Consider the following 22156-nt stretch of genomic DNA (forward strand, 5'->3'; position numbering starts at 1 on the left):
AGGCTATTATTTATTACTTAAACTCCGCTGAATGCACTGAAACCACCATCGATAGGCAGCATTGCTCCGGTTACGAAACTGGCAGCTTCACTACACAGGAAATGCACCGCACCATTCAACTCTTTAATGTCGCCGAAACGTTTCATCGGAGTTTTAGCCAATACTTTCTTGCTTCTGTCTGTCAATGAGCCATCAGGGTTGATGAGTACACGACGGTTTTGGTCGCCGATAAAGAAGCCCGGTGCGATAGCGTTTACACGGATACCATCACCGTATTTCAGTGCCATTTCGCTTGCCAGCCATTGAGTGAAATTGGCTACGGCAGTTTTGGCAGCCGAATATCCTGGTACACGGGTGATAGCACTGTATGCTGCCATTGAGGATACATTAATGATACATCCTTTACCCTGCTTAGCCATTACCTTGCCAAATATCATAGACGGATATACTGTTCCGTTCATATTCAGATTAGTTACTTTCTCCCAACAGGAGATATCCATGTCATAAAAATGTTGTTCCGGTTCAAGAGTGGCTCCCGGCATATTGCCACCGGCAATATTCAGCAGAATATCAATCCGTCCCCATTTGGCTACGATTTCTTCGGCTACTTTTTCCAAGCTAGAGATGTCAAGGACATTGCCGATGATACCGATTACATCGTCACCATATTGTTTGAGTTCAGCTACACGGTTGTCCAGTTGCTCCTGACGAATGTCAATAGCTACTACTTTTGCTCCCTGCTGTACAAAGTGTTGGGCGATATTTCCACCCAGTACACCACCTGCTCCGGTAATAACAGCGACTTTACCGGCAATACTAAATAATTCGTTCATGGTTCTATCAAATGTTTTTATGAATTGATGCAAAAATAGCGGGTTTTTACACATGCTATGATGCGTATATTTGCAAGATATTTACTTATCTTTGCAAAAGTGGTTTAGAAAGAAGATTTATGAAGAAGATAATGAATGAGAAGTTGACGATTACGACTTCCAATCCCGTCCGTGCCCGCTTTTATGAATATCCACGTTTCACGTATCCGTGGCATTTTCATAATGAGTATGAAATTATCTATGTGGAGAAAGGAGAGGGGGATTGTCTCGTAGGCGACAGCATTATTCCTTATTCGGAAGGAAATTTGATTCTTTTCGGTTCTGAACTGCCTCATAGCATGCAGAGTCCGCCGGATAGCGGGGAAGAATCTGATGACGGAGAAAAATCCGAACTGAAAGTAAAAGGCGTGAATATCCAGTTCGAGAAAGACTTCATGCATTATTCCATCTCTCAATATTCCCAGTTTATTCCCATCAGGAACCTGTTGGAGGATGCTTGCAGGGGAATTAAATTCACTGTTACCCGTTCGGGAAAAATCATTAAGTTATTAAAACAGATACCTTCTGCCAAAGGAGCCGACCAAATCATCCTGCTGCTTTCACTCCTGCAAATGATGGCTACCAGCAATCACAGGAAGTATCTGACTACTTCCCATTATACCCCGTCCCCTTCCATCATGCGTAATGAAAGGATGGAAAAAGTGATTGCCTATCTGAACAAACATTATACCGAGTCTATCGGCTTGGATGAAATAGCTTCTTACACAGCGATGAATCCCACCGCCTTCTGCCGATACTTTAAAGAAAACACAGGAAAGACATTCAAAGAGTATGTGCTTGATATGCGTGTCGGATATGCTTGTAAATTATTGAATAGTAGCATGATGAATATATCGCAAATCAGTGCTACCTGCGGATTTGAATCTCCTGTGCATTTCAATCGTATCTTTAAACGGGTGACCGGGATGACGCCGACTGTTTATAGGGAACAGATGGAATAAGCTTTTCAGGCAATAAACATTTGAGTATAATTTCTTCTCCGTTCGTATATAATAGGAAAGAAGAATAAACATGAACGTAAATAGAATGAAGAAAAGATTTTTGCTTTTGTTGCTGGTAATACCGGCATTGTTGAAAGCGCAGGATGTGATGACAGAAACCCGTCAGGAACTGACCTCTCCCGATGGGGCTTATCGTTTTACCTTTTATCAGCGTGCGGTAGGAGAGGATAATGCACAAATGTATTATACCTTGACTTATAAGAACCGTCCGGTGATTGAAGAAAGTAAATTGGGTGTTCTGATTGAAAATCAGTTGTTTGAGTCGGCGTTGGGGGTTCCGAATGATACTTGTCATTTTTGGTGTGAAAATCTCAAGTTGACAGGGACAGAACAACGAAAAACGGATGAGATATGGAAGCCTGTGTATGGGGAACGTGCGGAAGTACGTGATTGCTACAATGAGATGACTTTGAAATTCAAGAAGGGAGAAGGGAATGGCAACCAGGACGGCGGCTATGATAAGCGTAAGAATTACTTTATGAACATTATCGTTCGTGCCTATAATGAAGGAGTTGCTTTCCGTTATCATTTCCCGGAAACGACAAACGGGCTTTTCTTGCATATCGTCGGCGAACAGACCAGTTTCACAATGCCAGAAGGAACGATGGCTTATTACGAGCGTTGGGCACAAGGCCCTTGCGTACTTCGTCCGTTGGAAGGATGGGGAAAAGAGGAGAGTGAACGTCCGTTGACCTTGAAACTGCCTGATGGATTATCAGTAGCCTTATTGGAAGCGGAGATGGTGGATTATGCCCGTGGCAAGTTCCGTTTATCGGTAGAGAAACCTTCCACTTTGGAGACAAGTCTGTATAGCAGTGTCGATATTATTTCTCCTTACAGCACTCCGTGGCGTGTCATCATGGTCGGCGAACGTCCGGTTGATTTGATTAATAACAATGATATTGTCTTGAATCTGAATCCGGCTTGTAAACTGGCTGATACTTCCTGGATTAAACCCGGAAAAGTATTCCGTTCGGGTGACCTGAAACAGGATAGGGTGAAAGCAGCCATTGACTTCGCGGCAGAGCGTGGCATCCAGTATGTGCACATGGATGCAGGCTGGTACGGGCCGGAAATGAAGGTGAGTTCGGACGCTACTACTGTTTCTCCTGATAAAGACCTCGATATACCCGCTTTGTGTAAATATGCCGAATCGAAAGGAATCGGACTTATGGTGTATGTCAATCAGCGTGCGTTGGTGCAGCAGTTGGATACTTTATTGCCTTTGTATAAGAAATGGGGATTGAAAGGTATCAAGTTCGGGTTTGTGCAGATTGGTAATCAGCGATGGAGCTCCTGGCTGCATGATGCAGTCCGTAAATGTGGAGAATACGGCCTGATGGTAGATATTCATGATGAGTATCGCCCGACAGGTTTCAGTCGTACCTATCCCAACCTGATGACGCAGGAAGGTATTCGTGGAAATGAAGAAATGCCGGATGCGACACACAATACGACTCTTCCTTTTACCCGTTTCCTTGCAGGCGCAGGAGATTATACGCTATGTTATTTCAATAACCGGGTGAAGAATACGAAAGCACATCAGTTGGCGATGGCAGCAGTGTATTACAGTCCTTTGCAATTTATGTACTGGTATGACAGGCCGGAATTCTATAAAGGAGAAGAAGAACTGGAATTTTGGAAAGCCATTCCGAGTGTATGGGATGACAGCCGTGCATTGGATGGAGAAATTGGTGAATATATCGTTCAGGCTCGTCGCTCAGGAAATGACTGGTTTGTAGGGGCAATGACGAACACCGAACCCCGTACTGTTACATTGACTACGGATTTTCTGGAATCGGGGAAAAAGTATATGCTTCATCTGTATGAAGATGATGACAAATTGAATACACGCACGAAAGTGCGCAGTACCCATAAAAAGATAAAGGCAGGCGATAAGCTCGTCTTGAAGTTGAAAGCAAGTGGTGGAGTCGCGTTACATTTCACTCCGCTGAAAAAATGACTCAATTATTTAGATGACCATTGAGTATGTGAAAATGACAAGTAAATGATATTTTTTTAGCAGACAGATTAATAACTTTCTATTTAGACAGAAGAACATAAGAACAAAAGCTGAAACAGTAGCAGTTTAATGACCCGCAGAAATAATTTTCCAAGCGGAGCCTTTATGTTCTTTTGTTCTTATGTCTAAATTAAATTCCTATTAGTGGTCTCTGTTGAGAATTGCTACTTACCACTATTTACCATAATTAATCAACCACTTCACCATCGCCGGGTCATAGTGAGAGAAGAAGAGGGTTTTAGCTGTGTCAAGCGCAGCGATAGCCGCCATATCATCCGGTGTTAACGAAAAATCGAAAACATTGAAATTCTCAATCATACGTTCTTTATGAGTAGATTTGGGAATCACGATAATATCACGTTGAATCAGATAACGCAGTGCCACCTGTGCCACAGACTTACCATATTCTTTACCGATTTCCTGGAGAGTCGGGTTTGTAAAGAAGTCGTTTCTACCTTCGGCAAACGGGCCCCATGACATAATTTTAGTACCATATTCCTTCATTACTTCCTGTAACTTTATCTGTTGGTTGAAAACGTGTGTCTCCACCTGATTGACGGCAGGAGTGATTTCGCAGAATTCTGCCAGGTCTACAAAGCGGTCGGGATAGAAGTTGCTGACACCGATTGCACGAAGTTTTCCGGCTTTGTATGCTTCTTCCATAGCCCGGTAAGTTCCATAATAATCACCGAATGGCTGATGAATGAGCAACAAGTCGATATAATCACTCTTCAATTTGCGCAGCGATTCATCAATAGAAGCTTTGGCCTTTTCGTAACCGGCATTTGAAATCCATACTTTTGTAGTGATGAACAGTTCCTCACGCGGCACACCACTTTTGCTGATTGCATTTCCCACACCTTCCTCATTGTGATAGGCTTGTGCCGTATCAATAGAGCGATAGCCTACACTAATTGCATCTGATACGCAACGTTCACACTCCTCAGGCGTAACCTGATAAACACCATAACCCAAAACAGGCATTTCAATGCCATTGTTCAATTTTACTTTTTCCATAATCAAGCTATATTAAAATAAAAGCGTATTCTAATGTTTTTATTATCTTTATTTCCTCTATGCAAAGTTAGCCTGTAAATAGTAATCTGTCTTTATATAGATTACGGGTTTTGCTACCATTTTTACGGATAGCCCTATCTTTGCATTTAATCTCTCATATATATATAGTTATTTTTTGAGTGTTTTGTTCTCCATATTCGTAGTATATGGAGTTAAATCAATTAAAAGAAGCATTATGAATAAATATTTTCTTGTTGTTTTGTTATCCCTGTTCATGCAGGTTGCCCGGATTGCAGCCGCCCCCTGGCAATGGTCAGTAGAAATAAAAGAGCTGATTTCGGAAGAGACAAACGCTCACCCTTCCGCCTATCTATGGATACCGGAAAACTGCAAGCAAGTCCGTGCCGTCATCATCGGGCAACATAATATGACCGAAGAAACGATTTTCGAGCATCCCGAATTCCGGAAGAACATGAGTAAGCTGGGAATCGCGGAGATATGGATAACTCCCGGAATAGACCAACGATGGGACGTGGCCCAAGGTACTCGGCAAATCTTTGAAACAATGATGAAGAACCTGTCTGAAACAAGCGGGTATACAGAACTCGAATTTGCCCCGGTCATCCCTGTCGGACACTCGGCAATGGCTACTTATCCGTGGAACTTTGCCGCGTGGAATCCCGAACGGACATTGGCCGTACTCTCTATTCACGGTGATTCTCCCAGGACTCATCTGACAGGTTACGGGCGTGCGAATTTGGATTGGGGAACCCGTACAATAGAAGGTATCCCCTCATTAATGGTAATGGGAGAGGATGAATGGTGGGAAGACCGGTTGATAACCTCTTTCGATTATCGTCGTGAATACCCGAATGCCCCTCTTTCATTCCTTGCAGATGCAGGACACGGACATTTTGATATTTCCGATGAATTGATTGATTATCTTTCACTCTTTCTGAAAAAGGCAGTGCAATACCGGTTGCCAATATATTCGCCATCGGATACTCCCGTCCGGTTAATCCCGGTAGAAGCAAAGAATGGTTGGCTGGCAGACCGTTGGCGGAAAAATAAAATGCCTGCAAGCGAAGCCGCTCCCTATGATAAATATAAAGGAGACAAGAACCATGCATTCTGGTATTTTGATAAGGAAATGGCGGATGCCACAGAAAAATACTATGCCAATGAACGCGGAAAGACAGAACAGTATATCGGCTTTGAGCAAAAAGGAAAACTGATTACTTTCAATCCGGAATCCCATGTGCGTATGTCCCCTTCTTTTCAACCCGAAGCGGATGGAGTCACTTTCCACTTGAAAGCAGTGTATACAGATACGCTAAGGAACGAATATTCAAAAGAACATGGTACACGTCCGATTCGGATGTCGAGAATCTGTGGCCCTGTGGAAGTTGTGAATGATACGACTTTTACTGTACGTTTCTATCGGATGGGGTTGGATAATCCCAAGCGTACAGGAAGCATCTGCCTGATGGCTTCCGTAAAGCAAGACCATAAATACCGGAGTGCCGTCCAGCAGGTAGAAATTCGTATTCCGCATCGGAATAAGGAAGGGATACCACAACATATTACTTTCCCGAAACTATCGGATGTAAAGGCTTCAGTGAAAGAAATAACACTGAAAGGAACTTCAGATTCCGGCCTTCCGGTCTGCTATTATGTAAAGGAAGGCCCGGCAGAAATAAAGGGCGACAAGCTTGTATTGACAAAAATTCCCCCGCGTGCAAAGTTTCCGGTAAAGGTTACGGTAGTAGCCTGGCAATATGGACGTAGTGGAGAACCTCAAGTGCAGACTGCCGAAGCGGTAGAACAGAGTTTCTACATTGCTGCCCGTTAGTTTGACGGAGAGATTGTTCAGCGAATCAGAGTACCAGTTCCTTGAACAATCTTTCCAAAGTCTTGTCTAAATCAGCCGAAAATCCCGGATGCGGGCGGGACACCTGTATACAGGAACTTTTGACCGCAGTCAGCCAACGAAACCTGTCGGGAATATCCATATTGGCTATGGCTCCCCCTTCTTTATTTCCTATACATATCTTGTCAAATACCTGTAATCCTTCTCTCAGACAATGAATATCCAGTTCGGAAGAAAACAGTTTCAGTTTATTCTCATTTATCATATAGAGGGACTTCAGGTATTTAGCTCGTTTGGAAAACAGTACAATCCCCACGTTGATAAACTCCTCACGTTCTACTTTGGGAACGAAGCGGATAACTGCGTATTCATATAAGTGCCTTTCTTGCATTTTGTGCTTCATTTACAAATGTTTCGGAATGCTTCATCCTTTCTTCTAAGAATTGAAAATAAACCTCTCTCAAATCCTGTGGCGTTTCTGTGCCTTCCGTCCAGTTCAACCAGTCGTCGGGAACAGTATTGACTATATCACGTATTTTATCGGAAGTCAATAACTGCCTGAATTCAGCGTCTGCTTCTTCCAGTTTATCGGCAAACGGTAGTAGTACATGGTCTTTTATCTGTACAAAAGGAACAAGTGCCTGTTTTTGCCAGTTAGTCCAGGAATGGTGAAAATAGAGGGAAGCCCCGTGGTCAATCAACCATAGCTCTTTATGCCACATCAGCATATTGGTATTTTTGATGGTGCGGTCTATATTAGTCAACAGGGCATCCAGCCATACTACCTGCGAAGCAGTCTTTCCATCCACCGTATGCACTACCGGGTCAAAAGTCAGTGAACCGGAAAGGAAATGCAGTCCCATATTCAGCCCACGGCTCCATTGAAGCAAATCCTGTATTTCTTCATCCGCTTCCGTCTGTCCGAAGGCTTCGTCCAGATTCAGAAAAACGATTTCGGGGACTCTGAAACCTAGTGCACGGGCTATCTCCCCACCAATCAGTTCGGCAATCAGTGCTTTCGTACCGTGTCCTGCCCCTCTGAATTTGACTACATACTTAAATTCATCGTCAGCTTCGGCCAAAGCAGGCAATGAGCCCCCCTCACGCAGAGGAAGAATATATCTTGTAACATTTGCCGTACGTAAATCCATGTAGCTCCTTTCTTTGATTCGGGCAATAAAGATAGGACGTTTCAGATGAATTTTATAAGAAAGTGGGCTTTAAATTAAAGAATTGTAGCTTAATTAAATAATTTTGTGGCTTTGAGTGTTTAAGGCACCTTGTTCGTATCTTATAGATAAAAGATAGAAATAGTATGAATAAGAAAGTTTTAGTTACGGCCTTCTTGTTGGGCTCATGGACAGTATCAGGTATAGTGTCTGCCCAGTCTGTATATCCCGGACAACATCAGGGAAAGTTGAAAAAGGAAACGGTAGCTCCCCTTCAGGTAGAGAGTTTTGATTTGAAAGACGTCCGCCTACTGCCAAGCCGCTTCCGCGATAATATGCTCCGGGATTCTGCCTGGATGACTTCAATAGATGTCAACCGCCTGCTGCATAGTTTTCGTACCAATGCCGGCGTGTTTGCCGGACGTGAAGGTGGATATATGACAGTGAAAAAACTGGGTGGCTGGGAATCTTTGGATTGCGAACTTCGCGGACATACTACCGGACATATGCTTTCGGCGCTTGGTTTGATGTACGCATCTACCGGCAGTGAAATATTCAAGCTGAAAGGCGACAGCCTGGTCAATGGACTCGAAGAGGTGCAGAACGCATTGAAAAGCGGGTATCTGAGTGCCTGGCCTGAAGAACTGATAAACCGGAACATTCAGGGAAAAAGCGTATGGGCTCCCTGGTATACTCTGCATAAACTTTTCTCCGGACTGATAGACCAATATCTGTATGCGGATAATAAAAAAGCATTAACTATTGTCACCCGGATGGGCGACTGGGCATACAATAAACTGAAGCCCCTTAGTGAAGAAACACGTAAACTTATGATCCGCAATGAATTTGGAGGTATCAATGAGTCATTCTATAATTTGTACTCAATCACGGGAGATGAACGTTATCGCTGGCTTGCGGAATATTTCTACCATAATGACGTAATCGACCCATTGAAAGAACTTCGCGATGACTTGGGGACAAAGCATACTAATACTTTTATCCCGAAAGTATTAGCCGAAGCACGTAACTATGAGCTGACAGAGAATGAGACTAGCAAAAAACTCTCGGAATTCTTTTGGTACACCATGATTGACCATCATACTTTCGCTCCGGGATGCAGCAGTGATAAAGAGCATTTTTTCGACCCGAAGAAATTTTCTAAACACTTGACCGGATATACCGGAGAAACCTGTTGCACATATAATATGTTGAAGCTTAGCCGCCATCTTTTCTGCTGGACGGGCGATTCATCTATTGCAGATTATTATGAAAGGGCATTGTACAATCACATCTTAGGACAACAAGACCCTGAAACGGGTATGGTGGCTTATTTCCTGCCTTTGCTTTCCGGTTCCCATAAACTGTATAGCACAAAAGAGAATTCTTTCTGGTGTTGTGTAGGCAGCGGATTCGAGAATCATGCCAAATATGGAGAAGCTATCTACTATCACAACGACCGTGGAATATATGTAAACCTGTTTATTCCCTCACAAGTAACCTGGAAAGAAAAAGGGTTAACGCTCCGCCAAGAAACAGAATTTCCCAAAGAAGAAACGACACGTTTTACTCTTCAGGCAGAAAATCCTGTCCGCACGACTATTTATCTGCGCTATCCTTCGTGGAGCAAGGATGTAAAAGTTTCGGTGAATGGTAAGAAAATATCTGTAAAACAGAAACCGGGCTCTTATATTGCTGTTACCCGTGAATGGAAAGATGGTGACCAAATCTCGGCCACTTATCCGATGCAAATCAAATTGGAAACTACTCCGGATAACCCGGATAAGGCAGCCCTGCTATACGGCCCGTTGGTATTGGCGGGAGAACGGGGAACTGAAGGTATGCAGGCACCTGCTCCTTTCTCAAATCCGGCTCTTTACAATGATTATTATACCTATAATTTTCATATCCCTGCACATCTGCGCACTTCTTTGAAACTGGATAAGAAACACCCTGAACGTGCTTTGCAACGTGTAGGACGTGATTTGATGTTTACGACAGAACAAGGAGATGTGATTCGTCCGCTGTATGATTTACATCACCAGCGCTATGTCGTATATTGGGACTTACAATCAGAAAAATAGATAGTAGACAACGATATGAAGAATCTATTAATTGCCGCTTTTGTAGTAAGTATCAGCTTTTTGAGTGGTTCTTGTAAAGTATCATCCGATCAGGGGAATCAGTATGACTTCTCATCTTTGGATTCTGTTATCCAAGGATGGGTAGACAAAGGATATTATCCCGGAGCATCTATTTGCGTAGTGAAGAATGATACCGTCATTTTTCAAAAGAACTATCGGGACTATACACCTGATACAAAAGTATATGTCGCTTCTGCCGGAAAATGGGTCGCGGCTGCCGTCATCGGTGCAGTGGTAGACCGTACAGATTTGGGATGGGATGATTCGGTAGAGAAATGGTTGCCTGAATTTAAAGGTGATCCCAAAGGTAAGATTCTTCTCCGGCAATTATTATCCCATACATCAGGAGTACGCCCGTATCTTCCCGAACCTCGTGTAGATAACTATAATCATTTGGATTCGGCAGTCACAGAAATTCTCCCTTTGGATACAGTCTTTACCCCCGGCACTCGTTTTGAATATGGCGGACTTGCCATGCAGATTGCCGGAAGAATGGCAGAAGTGGCGATGGGAGAGGAGTTTGAGACTCTTTTTCAGGAACTGCTTGCACAACCTTTGGAAATGAAAAACTCTCATTTTACCCCAATCAATACGGACGGTGGACACGCTCCAATGTTAGGGGGCGGGCTATGTACCACCATGAATGATTATCTTCATTTCCTGTCTATGATTTATCACGATGGAATATATAATGGCAAGCAGATTATATCAGCAGAAACTGTGAAAGAAATGCAGGCCGACCAAGTGAAAGATGCCATAATCCCTTCGAATGACTCGGATAATTATGTAGCGAAAGGACTGGGACAATCCCACAATGGAATCTATGGATTGGGAGAATGGCGTGAACTGATAGACAAAAAGACAGGCGAAGCTTATCAGATCAGTTCACCAGGATGGGCTGGTGCTTACCCATGGATAAATAAGCGTGATAAAGTTTACGGATTCTTCATCTCCCATGTAACAGGTTCTTCCGCTAAAGAAGACGGTTTCTCTTCTTTCTTCGGCAGCCCTGTCATTTCACGGACTGTTTCAGAAATACTGAAAGGTAACTCACTAGTCATTAAGCAAGGACGGATCCATGTAAGAAACGGCTCTCTATACTATGAAGAAGCCGGTCAGGGTGAACCTATCATCTTTGTACACGGTCATTCGCTCGACCATCGTATGTGGGATGAACAATTTTCGGTATTTGCGAAAAAGTATCATGTCATTCGTTATGATTTAAGAGGATACGGCATTTCTTCTTCCCAAACAGAAGATTATCAATTTATGCACGCTGAAGACCTGATTACTTTAATGGACTCTTTACGCATCCAAAAAGCACATATTGTCGGGCTTTCTTTGGGCGGGTTTATTACTGCTGATATGTTGGCGTATTTCCCAAACCGGATGCTATCAGCTTTTCTAGCCAGTGGAAACATCCGAAAGTCCAAAGGCCCCAGTGAACCGATGACTAAAGAAGAAGCAAAGATGCGTGATGAAGAAATAGCTGCCCTGAAAAAGAAAGGAGTGGAGGTGATGAAGAAAGAGTGGTTTGAAGGATTGATGAAATCCGGAGGAACCCAGCGTGAACGGATGCGTGTACCTTTGTGGCAGATGATTGACGAATGGGATGCATGGCAACCGCTACACAAAGAAGTACGGGTAGTAGCAGGGTTGGATGCCATTGAAAAATTAGAGAAAAGTCACCCTGCTGTACCTGCTTTAATTGTAGAAGGTCATTCTTCTGATAATAAATTCTCAAAAAATCCCCCAATATTAAACTATCTACCTAATGGAAAACTGAAAGTCATTGAGGATTGCGGACATATGATGAATATGGAACGGCCGGAAGAGTTTAATGCAGCTTTAGAAGAATTCCTAATCAATATTGAACGTTAATGATAAAATAGTAACAGAGACTTTATCTTTGGACGGACGGGTAGCCAAATAAGTTTCTTGTTTTTTGTGCAAACCTATATAAAATCCGAGATATTTTATGTAGGTTTGCATTGTTTCGTTAAATATGAATCCTCTATGCATAATCTAATACGACATATCGTGAAGGTTTTGATTACTTTTTGTCTGGTACTCATAAGTATGCCTATTTATCCGATTTCTTACTCTTTCCGCAGTATTTCCGAAACAGACGGACTTTCCGACCTGATGGTCAGTTCTTTTTATAAAGATTCATTAGGTTATGTCTGGATTGGCACGGCAAGTTCTGTTGAACGTTTTGATGGAGTCCATTTGAAACATTATCCTGTATTGGGAAATAATGAAAAACTAAAATGGGTGAATGTAATAACAGAGACGGCCGGTAATAAGATATGGGTAGGGAATGATATGGGATTATGGATCATTAATAAGGAAACAGAGAAACTGGAACCTTTTAGGCCGGCGACTATTAATTGTGGTGTTCGTGCTCTTTTACCGACTCGGGATAGATTGTATATAGGCAGTGAAAAAGGATTATTTATCTATCGGAATAATCAATTGGAACGAATAGCATTAAGTTCTGATATCTTATCGGCAGAGAACTTCATCGTAGCACTGAATTTGGATGAAAATGGAATTTTATGGATTCTTACTAAAGGCGGATTACATTCCATGAATATCTCAAACCAGGAAATGACCTCTTATCCATATAGGCAGGGATTCTCTTATAGAAATATGACACGAATCGGCAAAAAACTCTATTTAGGAACAATGGATCATGGACTGCTATGTTTTGACAGCTCGACAGGTGGGTTTAAAGAAAATATTATCGACTTGGGTTGTAATGTCATCATGTCTCTCTCCAGTGATGAAAAGAACCTACTATATATAGGTACCGATGGAAACGGAGTACATTTTGTTTCTGCGAATAATATGAAGATTGTTCGTTCTTTTTGTTATGAGTCGGGTAATAAACAGGCGATTCGTTCCAATTCTGTCTATGCATTATTGGTTGATAGGGAAGGAGTGATTTGGATTGGTTTTTATCAGTTAGGTTTGGATTATACATTATATCAGAGCGGGTTGTTCTCTACTTATGCTTACCCACCCTATTTTGACTCAAAAGGAATGCCAATTCGTGCAATAGCCATTTCGAAAGATGAAAAACTGATAGGTTCACGTAACGGACTTTTCTATATAGATGAAAGGGAACAGCGGTTTAAGAGTTTTAAAGTTCCCGAGTTGCGTTCTAATATGATTCTGTGTATTTATGCTTTTGAAGGAAAGTATTACATAGGTACTTATGGTGGCGGTATATATGTACTCAATCCTTCTACGTTGACTTTATCCGATTTTGAAACAGCAGACCTAAAATTAACTCCATTTTTGAAAGGACATGTGTTCAGTATAAAATCGGATGATAAAGGAGATTTGTGGATGGCGACGTCTATGGGACTTTATTGTTATAGAAATGGACAGCAAATCCGGCATTATACTACTGAAAATTCAAAATTGCCGGGAGATAACGTATATGATATATGTTTTGATTCCACTCGCAAAGGATGGATTTGTACAGAGAACGGTTTATGTCTTTGGGATCCGTCGACCAATAGCTTGAAGTCGGATGTGTTTCCTGAAGGATTTATTCATAAAGATAAAATCCGGACGGTATATGAGGATTCTGATCATGAGCTTTATTTCCTTCCGGATAAAGGTGCTGTTTTTATATCTGATTTATCGATGAATCATTTTCGGAGAATGCAGTCGGGTACTCCATTGGATGGAAAGGATGCGATGTTTATTGTAGAAGATCACGAAGGTTGGTTGTGGATTGGTACTAATTTAGGCTTATACCGTTATGATAAGAAGAATAATTTTGTTCCCTATAATTTCGTAGATGGTTTGCCCAGCTCTATTTTTATAACCTGTTTCCCTGTAATAGATGAAGAGGGTACAATGTGGTTCGGCAATTCGAAAGGTCTGATTTATCTGACTTCAGAACAAGATGGCAGAAAAGCAAAATGGCATTATCCGATTGCTATTACCGATGTATTGGTGAATGGAAAGCAATCTGTTTATGCTGAGATGGGTAGAGAAAATAACGTTTATAAAATGCAATTGGAAGCGGAACAGCGTAATCTGACAATCCGTTTCTCCGGGTTTACTTATTCGGAGCCTATATATATGTCTTATATATGTAAGATGGAAGGGATAGATGGCGACTGGCAATTATTGAGTGGACAATCTGAAATAACGTATTATGACTTATCATCAGGCAATTATCAGTTTAGAATTCATCGGGTGGATGATCCGAAGTCAGAAATTTGTCTGATGGTGACTGTTGCTCCTCGTTTCAATGCTGTTATGTGGAGTGTGACTGTTTTAGTGATATTGATAATAACCTTGGCTTATATATATTATCGCCGGAGAATGAAACGAAACAACCTAATTCAGTCGAATGAAAAACAGCAACCGGTAATAGAAGAAAAATATAGAAAGAGTAATGTGACTGAAGAAGAATGTAGGCGCTTGGCTGGCGAACTGGAACTTCTGATGCAAAGGGAACGACTATATGTTAATCCAAATCTGAAAATAGCAGACTTGGCTGCAATATTGAATGTTTCCACTTATACATTATCCTATTTATTCAATCAATATTTGGATAAAAACTATTATGACTATTTGAATGACTATCGCATAGAGGAGTTTAAGCGTTTGGTTGATAAAGATGAATATTCTAAATATACGTTGACAGCTTTAGCCGAACTATGTGGTTTTAGTTCGCGTACTTCCTTCTTTCGTTATTTTAAAAAGGTTATTGGAATTACTCCGAATGAATATATTCGAAGTATTGGAAAGACCAATGAAGAATAATATACCTATGTACCTTTCATTTTAAACTTTAGATTGATAAATACCTCTTTAGAGTCTCAAATAATAAATTGAGACTCTATAAGATTGTAAGTTAAATGGTTGATAATTAGAACGTATGCAAGTCGGTTGCTCTCCGCCAATAGGACGGAATTTATCTCTTTCTTTTTGAATATCCGTTTTCATATTTACCCTCTATATTTGCCAACGTAATGATAAACAAAAATCTAAGCAATGGAAAATATAGATATGTCATCCGTACAGTTGATTACTGATTCTTATCAGAATTATCATCGTTCCGTTTACTTGTATATCTTATATAAGATAGGAAAAGATGAAGACGCGAAAGATCTGGCTCAAGATGTATTTTTACGTTTGATGGATTATAAGCAAATGTTGCGACCGGAAACAATAAAGTACTTTATTTTCTCTATTTGCCGGAATTTGGTTATTGATTATTTACGTCGTCATTATAAAATGCAGGAAATTACATCCTATTTTTTAGATCAGCTTCCTACCTTTATTAATGAGGTAGAGAGCCAGATAATCGCTAATGATTTATCTGTGTGTGAGCAGGAGAGAGTTCTCCGGCTGCCTGCGCAACGAAGAAAGATTTATGTAATGAGTCGCTTCAAGCATATATCGTCAGCGGATATTTCCGCTTGTCTCGGGTTATCTGTTCGTACAGTAGAAAATCATTTGTTTATCAGCCGGAAAGAAATCCGTGAATATATCCAACAGTGTATCTAATATTAGAATAAATAGTATAAATGTTAGTTTTAAATTTTATGTATATGAAAAAAAGTCTCTTCAGATTTTCATCGAGAAGGATTCTATTCTCCACGGTGATAGCCTCTGCTCTTATAGCAGGTGGCTCGCAGGCTGTCTTTGCAGATGCCGGGGAAGTGCAAGTCGTATTGCAGACTGGTACAATTAAAGGTAAAATCGTGGATTCCAATGGCGAGCCCGTTATCGGTGCTAATGTTATGGTAAAAGGTACCACCAATGGCTGTATGACTGACATTGACGGAAACTTCTCATTGAAAGATGCCAAAGGAACTTTGGTTATCTCATATATCGGTTACAAAACGGAAGAAGTTCAGGTGAAAGGCCATGAAACCAATTTGAAGATTGTATTGAAAGAAGACTCTGAACTACTCCAGGAAGTTGTAGTGGTGGGATACGGCAGTATGAAGAAAGAGTCGTTGACAGGCTCGGTAACAGTGGTCGACCAAAAACTTTTTAAAGACAAAGGTACGGTATCCAATCCGCTTTCGGCCATGCAAGGTCAGGTGCCGGGTTTACGCATCACCCGCTCGTCGGCTGCTCCCGGTGAAGAGGGATGGGGTGTCTCAATCCGTGGTTCTGTATCGAAGAACAAGGTAGAACCTCTCTTGATTATTGACGGTGTACCTGCCAGTGGTGTGAGTGAGATGGCTCAACTCAATGCCGATGACATCGAAACCATTAACTTCCTGAAAGATGCTTCGGCTGCCATTTATGGTGCAAAAGCGGCAGGTGGTGTGATTTTGGTAACTACCAAACGTCCCGATGCCGGCAGAACCAAGGTAGAATATAGTGGTTCGGTTACACGTAAAATTGTGGGTTTGCAGCCCCGCATGATGAGTATGGACGAATGGACGGATGGTGTGCTCCAAGCCCGTTTGAATGACGGCTATGGCGAAGACGACAACTGGGTGCGCTACGCCCGTTTAGCTAAAGCGATGAAGGGGAGTTGGATTAATCTGCATGGTGGAAATAATCCCGATGAAGATCCCATTCCGGGAGGATTCCGCGGTGTGGCCGACTTTGTGTTTCATGATATGAACTGGACTGATGTGTTGTGGGGGAACGCTACTTCTACCCAACATAACCTCAGCATAAGCGGGGGGTCGGAGAAATCGACCTACCGCCTCTCGCTTGGTTATTTGAATGACCAAGGGACGCTGCAATGGGGGAACAACTCGAACGAACGCTATAACGTACGTTTATTCAACAGCTTCAAGATAAACGACCGTATCAGCTTGGAAAGCAATATGTCAGCCAGTCGTCAGCATCAGGTGGCTCCTACACAGATTGGTAGTATATTAGGCAGTAGCATACCGCAGCCAGGGTTACCGGTTTCGACCATTGATGGCAAACCGTATGCATGGGGAGGCATTCATACTCCCAACTGGTCGGCCGAGTTGGGAGGTGACAACAAACTTGTAGTGACCACTATGAATGTGAACGAGATTTTGAAAGTGAACATATTGGATGGCCTTGATTTTCAAGGTACTTTGGGGTACTCAACGAACAATGCGGCCCGTGACGAACAGTATCTTTCAATTGATTGGTATCAATACGATGGCACACCGATTCAAAACGAGAACTCTCCCTATCCTGCAAAAGAAAAATCATCGTATACTAAAAGCTCTGCACGTACCGATAATTACACGGCATCAGCTTTTCTCACTTATAAGAAATTATTTGATGAGGCTCACGACATATCGCTTATGGGAGGTGTGCAATATGACTATGCCGCTTACGATTATAGCGGTACCAAAGCAATGGACGTGGAAGCGGCAATCGAATCGCTTAACGGTAAAGGACAAATCTACATAGACAAGGTAGACCGTTGGGAGGAAGCCATTCTCTCTTATTTCGGTCGCTTGAATTACAACTATAAGTCAAGATATATGGTAGAAGTGAATGCTCGCTACGACGGCTCTTCGAAATTCTTGCCCAAGAATCGCTGGAACTTCTTCTGGGGCGCATCAGCCGGATGGCGTATCACTGAAGAGAAATTCATGGAGAACTTGCGTGATTATGTGAATGAACTGAAACTACGTGCCTCATATGGTGAGGTAGGTAACCAAAATGGTATCGGACGCTATGACGGCATCCAACTTTACAACTACAAATCGAACAGCGGTGCTTTGTTGGGCAACTCGAAAGGAACCTATGTGGAATCTGCCGGACTGGTGAGCACCGTGCGTACTTGGGAACGTATCTACAACTATAATTTGGGTATTGACTTCGGATTCTTCAACAATCGCTTTACGGGTACGTTCGAGATCTTTAAAAAGAAAAACGACAATATGTTGGTTTCGCGTCTGCATCCCGGTGTTCTGGGCGGAACTGCTCCCAGTACGAATAGTGGTAAGTTTGAAGCCAATGGTTACGATGTTAGTTTGACTTGGCATGATAAGATAGGCAGTTTCAACTACCATGTTGGCGGTACGTTAACCTATATGACCAATAAACTCGTTGATGGAGGTAACATCGTGGTGAACGCAGGTTATAACGAAGCTGTGAATGGCTATCCGCTCAATTCGGTATTTGGCTACCGCTATGTGGGCAAGGTACAAAACCAAGACCAACTGGACTATTACGTGGATAAATATGTGGGCAGCAACTCTATCGCCCTGCCTGCCAACTTGCGTTTGGGCGACCACATGTATGAAGATGTGAACAAAGACGGTAAACTGACACAAGATGACCTTGTATTTCTCGGTTCCGACGACCCCAAATATTCGTTCTCGTTTAATTTCGGATGCGAGTGGAAAGGATTCGATTTCAATACCGTATTCCAAGGTGTGGGCAAGCGTACCATCTATCGTGAAATCGACTCTTGGAAAGTGCCTTTCAAGGCTATTTGGCTGAACACTACCAACCAGTCGGTGGGTAATGTATGGAGTCCTGAAACTCCCAATAACCATTTTCCTACTTATTCAAACAGTAATGACATCAATAATTACAACTACATTCCCTCTACCTGGTCGGCCGATAACGGAGCTTATCTGCGTCTCAAAGAGATTGTACTTGGTTACACATTGCCAAAGGCATGGATGAATAAGAGTGGTTTCATCAGCAACTTGCGTATTTATGTATCGGGCGTCGATTTATGGGAAAAATCGTATATCACCGATGGTTGGGATCCCGAAGCCACCCGTAAGGTGGAAAACAAGCAACGCTATCCATTTAACCGCACCGTGACTTTCGGTGTGAATGCCACATTCTAGTTTTTATTCTTAATATTGAAGATAACAATGAAAAAAATAGTATATATTTTAGGAATCATTTGCGCCATGACCATGCAGTCGTGTTTAGACCTTGAGCCCAAGACGCAATTGGCGGATACCAACTATTGGAAGTCGCCCGAACACTTCAAACTTTTTGCCACCCAGTTCTACGGCTGGTCGGCCGACTTTCGATGGCTCGATGACAGTCAGCACGCCGATATTCGCTCGGATTTGTTTGCCGGCAGCACGGTGAACATCTATAGTAACGGAACGAACAGTATTCCGTCATCCGACAAGCATTATACCGACAATTACAATCGTATTCGCCAAGTCAACACCTTGTTGCAACAGGCTGATGCGTATGAGCAACAAGCCGACATCGCCATTTCAGTGGGGGAAGCCCGTTTCTTCCGTGCTTATTGTTACTTCGAGTTATTGCAGGCTTACGGTGACCTTATCATAGCCCGCACGCCGCTCGACATCGACTCACCTGAGATGCAGAAGGCTCGCAATCCGCGTACCGAGGTGGCTGACTTTATCATTGACGACTTGAAAGAAGCCGCTAAACTATTGCCCGTTGATAAGGCTATCAGCAGCAGCGATGAAGGTCGCCTTTCCAGCGAAGCCGCTTTGGCGTTTCTTTCGCGTGTAGCCCTTTACGAAGGTACATGGGAGAAATTCCATAATGGCGGTCAAAATACCGAACGTACAAAAGATTTGCTCAATACCGCAGCACAGGCGGCTCATGATGTAATGACGGGCGGAGCATTCGAGCTTTTTGCTCCTCAAGAATTGGGAACGGAAGCCTACAAGTATCTCTTTATCTTGGAGAATGAAAAGTCAAACCCTGCCAATATCAATAAAACAGGTAATAAAGAGTATATCTTTACCCGCCGCCACGACCCTGTTATCAATTCTATTGGTTTTAACATCACACAAGGGCGTTTGGGCAATGCCTTGTACGTTACTCGCAAAATGGCTAATATGTATCTGCAAAGCAATGGATTGCCCATCAATCCCCAAACGTGGAATTACACGAAAGTGGATGATGAATATAAAAATCGCGACAACCGCATGAACAATCAGCTTATGGTGCCCGGACAGACTTATTGGGGTACAAATGGCGGACGCATTGATTGGAGCGGCAATGCTGCCGAAATAGCCAATGCCTCGCATAGGAACTTCATGCCTCAAACCGGTACGGGCTACTTTCCCCACAAGTGGTGCAGCGAACGTGACGGAGTGCCCACCGGTATGGAAGCTTACGACTTCCCCGTCATCCGCTATGCCGAGGTGCTGCTGAACTATGCCGAAGCTGTGTTTGAACGCGATGGACAAATATCAGATGAAGACTTGGCTATCAGCTTGAACTTGACACGTAAACGCATTAACCCCGAAATGCCTGACTTGACTAACGACTTTGTCACGGCAAATAATTTGGATATGCGCACAGAAATTCGTCGTGAGCGTACCATCGAGTTTTTCGATGAGAATTTCCGCATTGATGATCTGAAGCGTTGGAAAACGGCCGAAGACGAAATGCCGATGAACCTCACCGGTGTGAAGTGGAAAGATACTGATTTTGAAAGCAGATGGCCCGATGCTTCTTTTAAAGACAAAGATGGTGAAGGTTGCATTATTCACGAAAAAGGACGCAACTGGCACGAAAAGCATTACTTGTTGCCGCTACCCACTGACCAACTCAAGCTGAACCCCAACTTGAAACAAAATCCGGGTTGGAATCAATAATCCATTCATCATTCATTAATAAAGTAATCGAATTATGACATACAAAAACATACTTCAAAAATGTGCATTTGTTGCACTAATAACGGGTAACTTGGTAATGACCGTTTCGTGTAATGATGACGATGTATCCCCTGTTTTAGAAGAGAGAGTGCTCGTTAAGGAAATCAACCTTGAGGTGACTCCCGAACTGCCTCTGTTGATAGGTACTGATACGTTGATAAAATATACCGTAGGCCCCGATGAGGCTTTTAATAAAGCGTTGGTGTGGAAATCGACTGTGCCTGATGTAGCTACCGTAGATGCCGACGGACGCATCACTGCAATAAGTGCGGGTAACACGGTCATTTCGGCTAGGCCGGCTGTGGGTTATTCTACCACTTCAACCATCAATGTGAAGGTGGTAAATGAAATCATTCACATCACTGATATCAATCTCACTAACGAAGAGCTTGAAGTGTTTGTTACCTCGACTCTGCCACTTACTTGGCAGATTACTCCGGCCGACCCCACTTATCCCGGGCTGATTTGGAAAAGCCTTACCCCCGATAAGGCGACCGTCAATGAAAAAGGCGAGGTGAAAGGTGTGGCCGAAGGAACGGCACGCATACAAGTCACCGCTACTGACGACAAACATTTCACAAAAGAGTTTGAGATAAAGGTGAAGCCTATTATCTATATTGAAAGTATGGAATTCGTGAAGGAAACCGATAAGCTGGCTTTAGGCGAAACCTATACTCCGCAGATGAATGTAATGCCCGCAGACGCCACATTGTCGTACATCGCATGGGAAAGCAGTAAGCCGGATGTTGTAGAAGTTGACGAAAAAGGCCGGTTCATAGCGAAAGCTTATGGCAATGCCGTGATTACAGCCTTGGCTGACTATGGTGATGGTAAACCTGTTAAAGCCACGATGAGTGTCAACGTGAGTGAAGGTTTAATGAACGACCAGTTTACTATCGAGAATATCTGGCAGCCGTTCGGAAACTTTACCCACCGGGAATTTGAATGGATGGAGAATGACGGAGTGCTTCGCATCTTCCCTGGTGAAGATAAGACTTACAAGGCTGTCCGCATTTGTCGCACCGGCGGATTTGGATTCAACGTAACCAATTATCCCATCATGGCTTTTAAAGTGAAATTCCCCGAAAATGTATTCGAAACATCAACAAGTATTGAATGGTATCTCGACATTTGGGGTGGAAGCGGCATTACTGTAGCCGGTAAATATGGCGAAGATACCGATAAAGGAAAAAATGCCATGACTGTGGTAGATTGTGGCGAGTACAAAGTATTCTACGCTGACTTTACGAAGAAATTCCTCGGCAAAAACCAACAGTATATGCCTACCTCATTGACGAAGTACGATACGGTGGAACTTCAATTTTGGAAAATCTGGTATGAAGCCAATGAAACAGGCAGCATCTATGTGGATTGGATAAAGACTTTCGAATCGGAACAAAAACTGAAAGATTTGATTAAGAACGAAAGTGGCAAATAATTG

The 22156-nt window shown here is 42.7% G+C and carries 14 protein-coding genes; 10 read left to right on the plus strand and 4 right to left on the minus strand.

Going from position 1 to position 22156, the window contains the following annotated elements:
* Window positions 1-17: 17 nt before the first annotated feature.
* Complete coding sequence (locus BQ7997_RS23325; RefSeq protein WP_073348236.1) at window positions 18-833, minus strand: SDR family oxidoreductase; 816 nt, start codon at window positions 831-833, stop codon at window positions 18-20.
* A 119-nt stretch (window positions 834-952) separates the two neighbouring features.
* Here BQ7997_RS23325 and BQ7997_RS23330 point away from each other — a divergent pair, with 119 nt between their 5' ends.
* Window positions 953-1834, plus strand: coding sequence for an AraC family transcriptional regulator (locus tag BQ7997_RS23330; RefSeq protein ID WP_073348237.1), 882 nt, complete (start codon window positions 953-955; stop codon window positions 1832-1834).
* A 70-nt stretch (window positions 1835-1904) separates the two neighbouring features.
* Window positions 1905-3857 carry a glycoside hydrolase family 97 protein gene (locus BQ7997_RS23335; RefSeq protein ID WP_073348238.1) on the plus strand — a complete coding sequence of 651 codons (1953 nt, stop codon included), beginning with the start codon at window positions 1905-1907 and terminating at the stop codon, window positions 3855-3857.
* Between the two features lie 234 nt (window positions 3858-4091).
* Here the strand turns inward: BQ7997_RS23335 and BQ7997_RS23340 are convergent, their stop codons facing one another.
* Window positions 4092-4934 (minus strand): aldo/keto reductase, encoded by an 843-nt coding sequence (locus tag BQ7997_RS23340; RefSeq protein WP_073348533.1) that lies wholly within the window; start codon window positions 4932-4934, stop codon window positions 4092-4094.
* A gap of 235 nt (window positions 4935-5169) precedes the next feature.
* Here BQ7997_RS23340 and BQ7997_RS23345 point away from each other — a divergent pair, with 235 nt between their 5' ends.
* A complete protein-coding gene (locus BQ7997_RS23345) occupies window positions 5170-6786 on the plus strand; it encodes an alpha/beta fold hydrolase (RefSeq protein ID WP_073348239.1) in 1617 nt (538 codons plus the stop codon).
* Between the two features lie 25 nt (window positions 6787-6811).
* Here the strand turns inward: BQ7997_RS23345 and BQ7997_RS23350 are convergent, their stop codons facing one another.
* Window positions 6812-7195 (minus strand): DUF3037 domain-containing protein, encoded by a 384-nt coding sequence (locus tag BQ7997_RS23350; protein ID WP_022137430.1) that lies wholly within the window; start codon window positions 7193-7195, stop codon window positions 6812-6814.
* Window positions 7173-7955 carry a HipA family kinase gene (locus BQ7997_RS23355; protein ID WP_073348240.1) on the minus strand — a complete coding sequence of 261 codons (783 nt, stop codon included), beginning with the start codon at window positions 7953-7955 and terminating at the stop codon, window positions 7173-7175. Before BQ7997_RS23355 ends, BQ7997_RS23350 begins: the two co-directional genes overlap by 23 nt.
* Before the next feature lie 164 nt (window positions 7956-8119).
* Here BQ7997_RS23355 and BQ7997_RS23360 point away from each other — a divergent pair, with 164 nt between their 5' ends.
* The 7 genes from BQ7997_RS23360 (at window position 8120) to BQ7997_RS23390 (ending at window position 22153) form a co-directional block, all read left to right on the plus strand.
* Window positions 8120-10054: a glycoside hydrolase family 127 protein gene (locus BQ7997_RS23360; RefSeq protein ID WP_073348241.1), complete on the plus strand. Its 1935-nt coding sequence runs from the start codon at window positions 8120-8122 to the stop codon at window positions 10052-10054.
* A gap of 15 nt (window positions 10055-10069) precedes the next feature.
* Window positions 10070-11995 carry an alpha/beta fold hydrolase gene (locus BQ7997_RS23365; RefSeq protein ID WP_073348242.1) on the plus strand — a complete coding sequence of 642 codons (1926 nt, stop codon included), beginning with the start codon at window positions 10070-10072 and terminating at the stop codon, window positions 11993-11995.
* A 135-nt stretch (window positions 11996-12130) separates the two neighbouring features.
* Window positions 12131-14905: a ligand-binding sensor domain-containing protein gene (locus BQ7997_RS23370; RefSeq protein ID WP_073348243.1), complete on the plus strand. Its 2775-nt coding sequence runs from the start codon at window positions 12131-12133 to the stop codon at window positions 14903-14905.
* A 231-nt stretch (window positions 14906-15136) separates the two neighbouring features.
* Entirely contained in the window at window positions 15137-15652 is a 516-nt protein-coding gene (locus tag BQ7997_RS23375) for a sigma-70 family RNA polymerase sigma factor (RefSeq protein ID WP_073348244.1), read from the plus strand.
* A 44-nt stretch (window positions 15653-15696) separates the two neighbouring features.
* A complete protein-coding gene (locus tag BQ7997_RS23380; protein ID WP_229127315.1) occupies window positions 15697-18906 on the plus strand; it encodes a SusC/RagA family TonB-linked outer membrane protein in 3210 nt (1069 codons plus the stop codon).
* Window positions 18907-18933: 27 nt separating this feature from the next.
* Window positions 18934-20655 (plus strand): RagB/SusD family nutrient uptake outer membrane protein, encoded by a 1722-nt coding sequence (locus BQ7997_RS23385; RefSeq protein ID WP_073348246.1) that lies wholly within the window; start codon window positions 18934-18936, stop codon window positions 20653-20655.
* Window positions 20656-20689: 34 nt separating this feature from the next.
* On the plus strand, window positions 20690-22153 hold the full coding sequence (locus tag BQ7997_RS23390; RefSeq protein WP_022137439.1) for an Ig-like domain-containing protein: 1464 nt from the start codon (window positions 20690-20692) through the stop codon (window positions 22151-22153).
* The last annotated feature ends 3 nt before the right edge of the window (window positions 22154-22156 follow it).

The organism is Bacteroides congonensis (assembly GCF_900130125.1).
Taxonomy (GTDB): domain Bacteria; phylum Bacteroidota; class Bacteroidia; order Bacteroidales; family Bacteroidaceae; genus Bacteroides; species Bacteroides congonensis.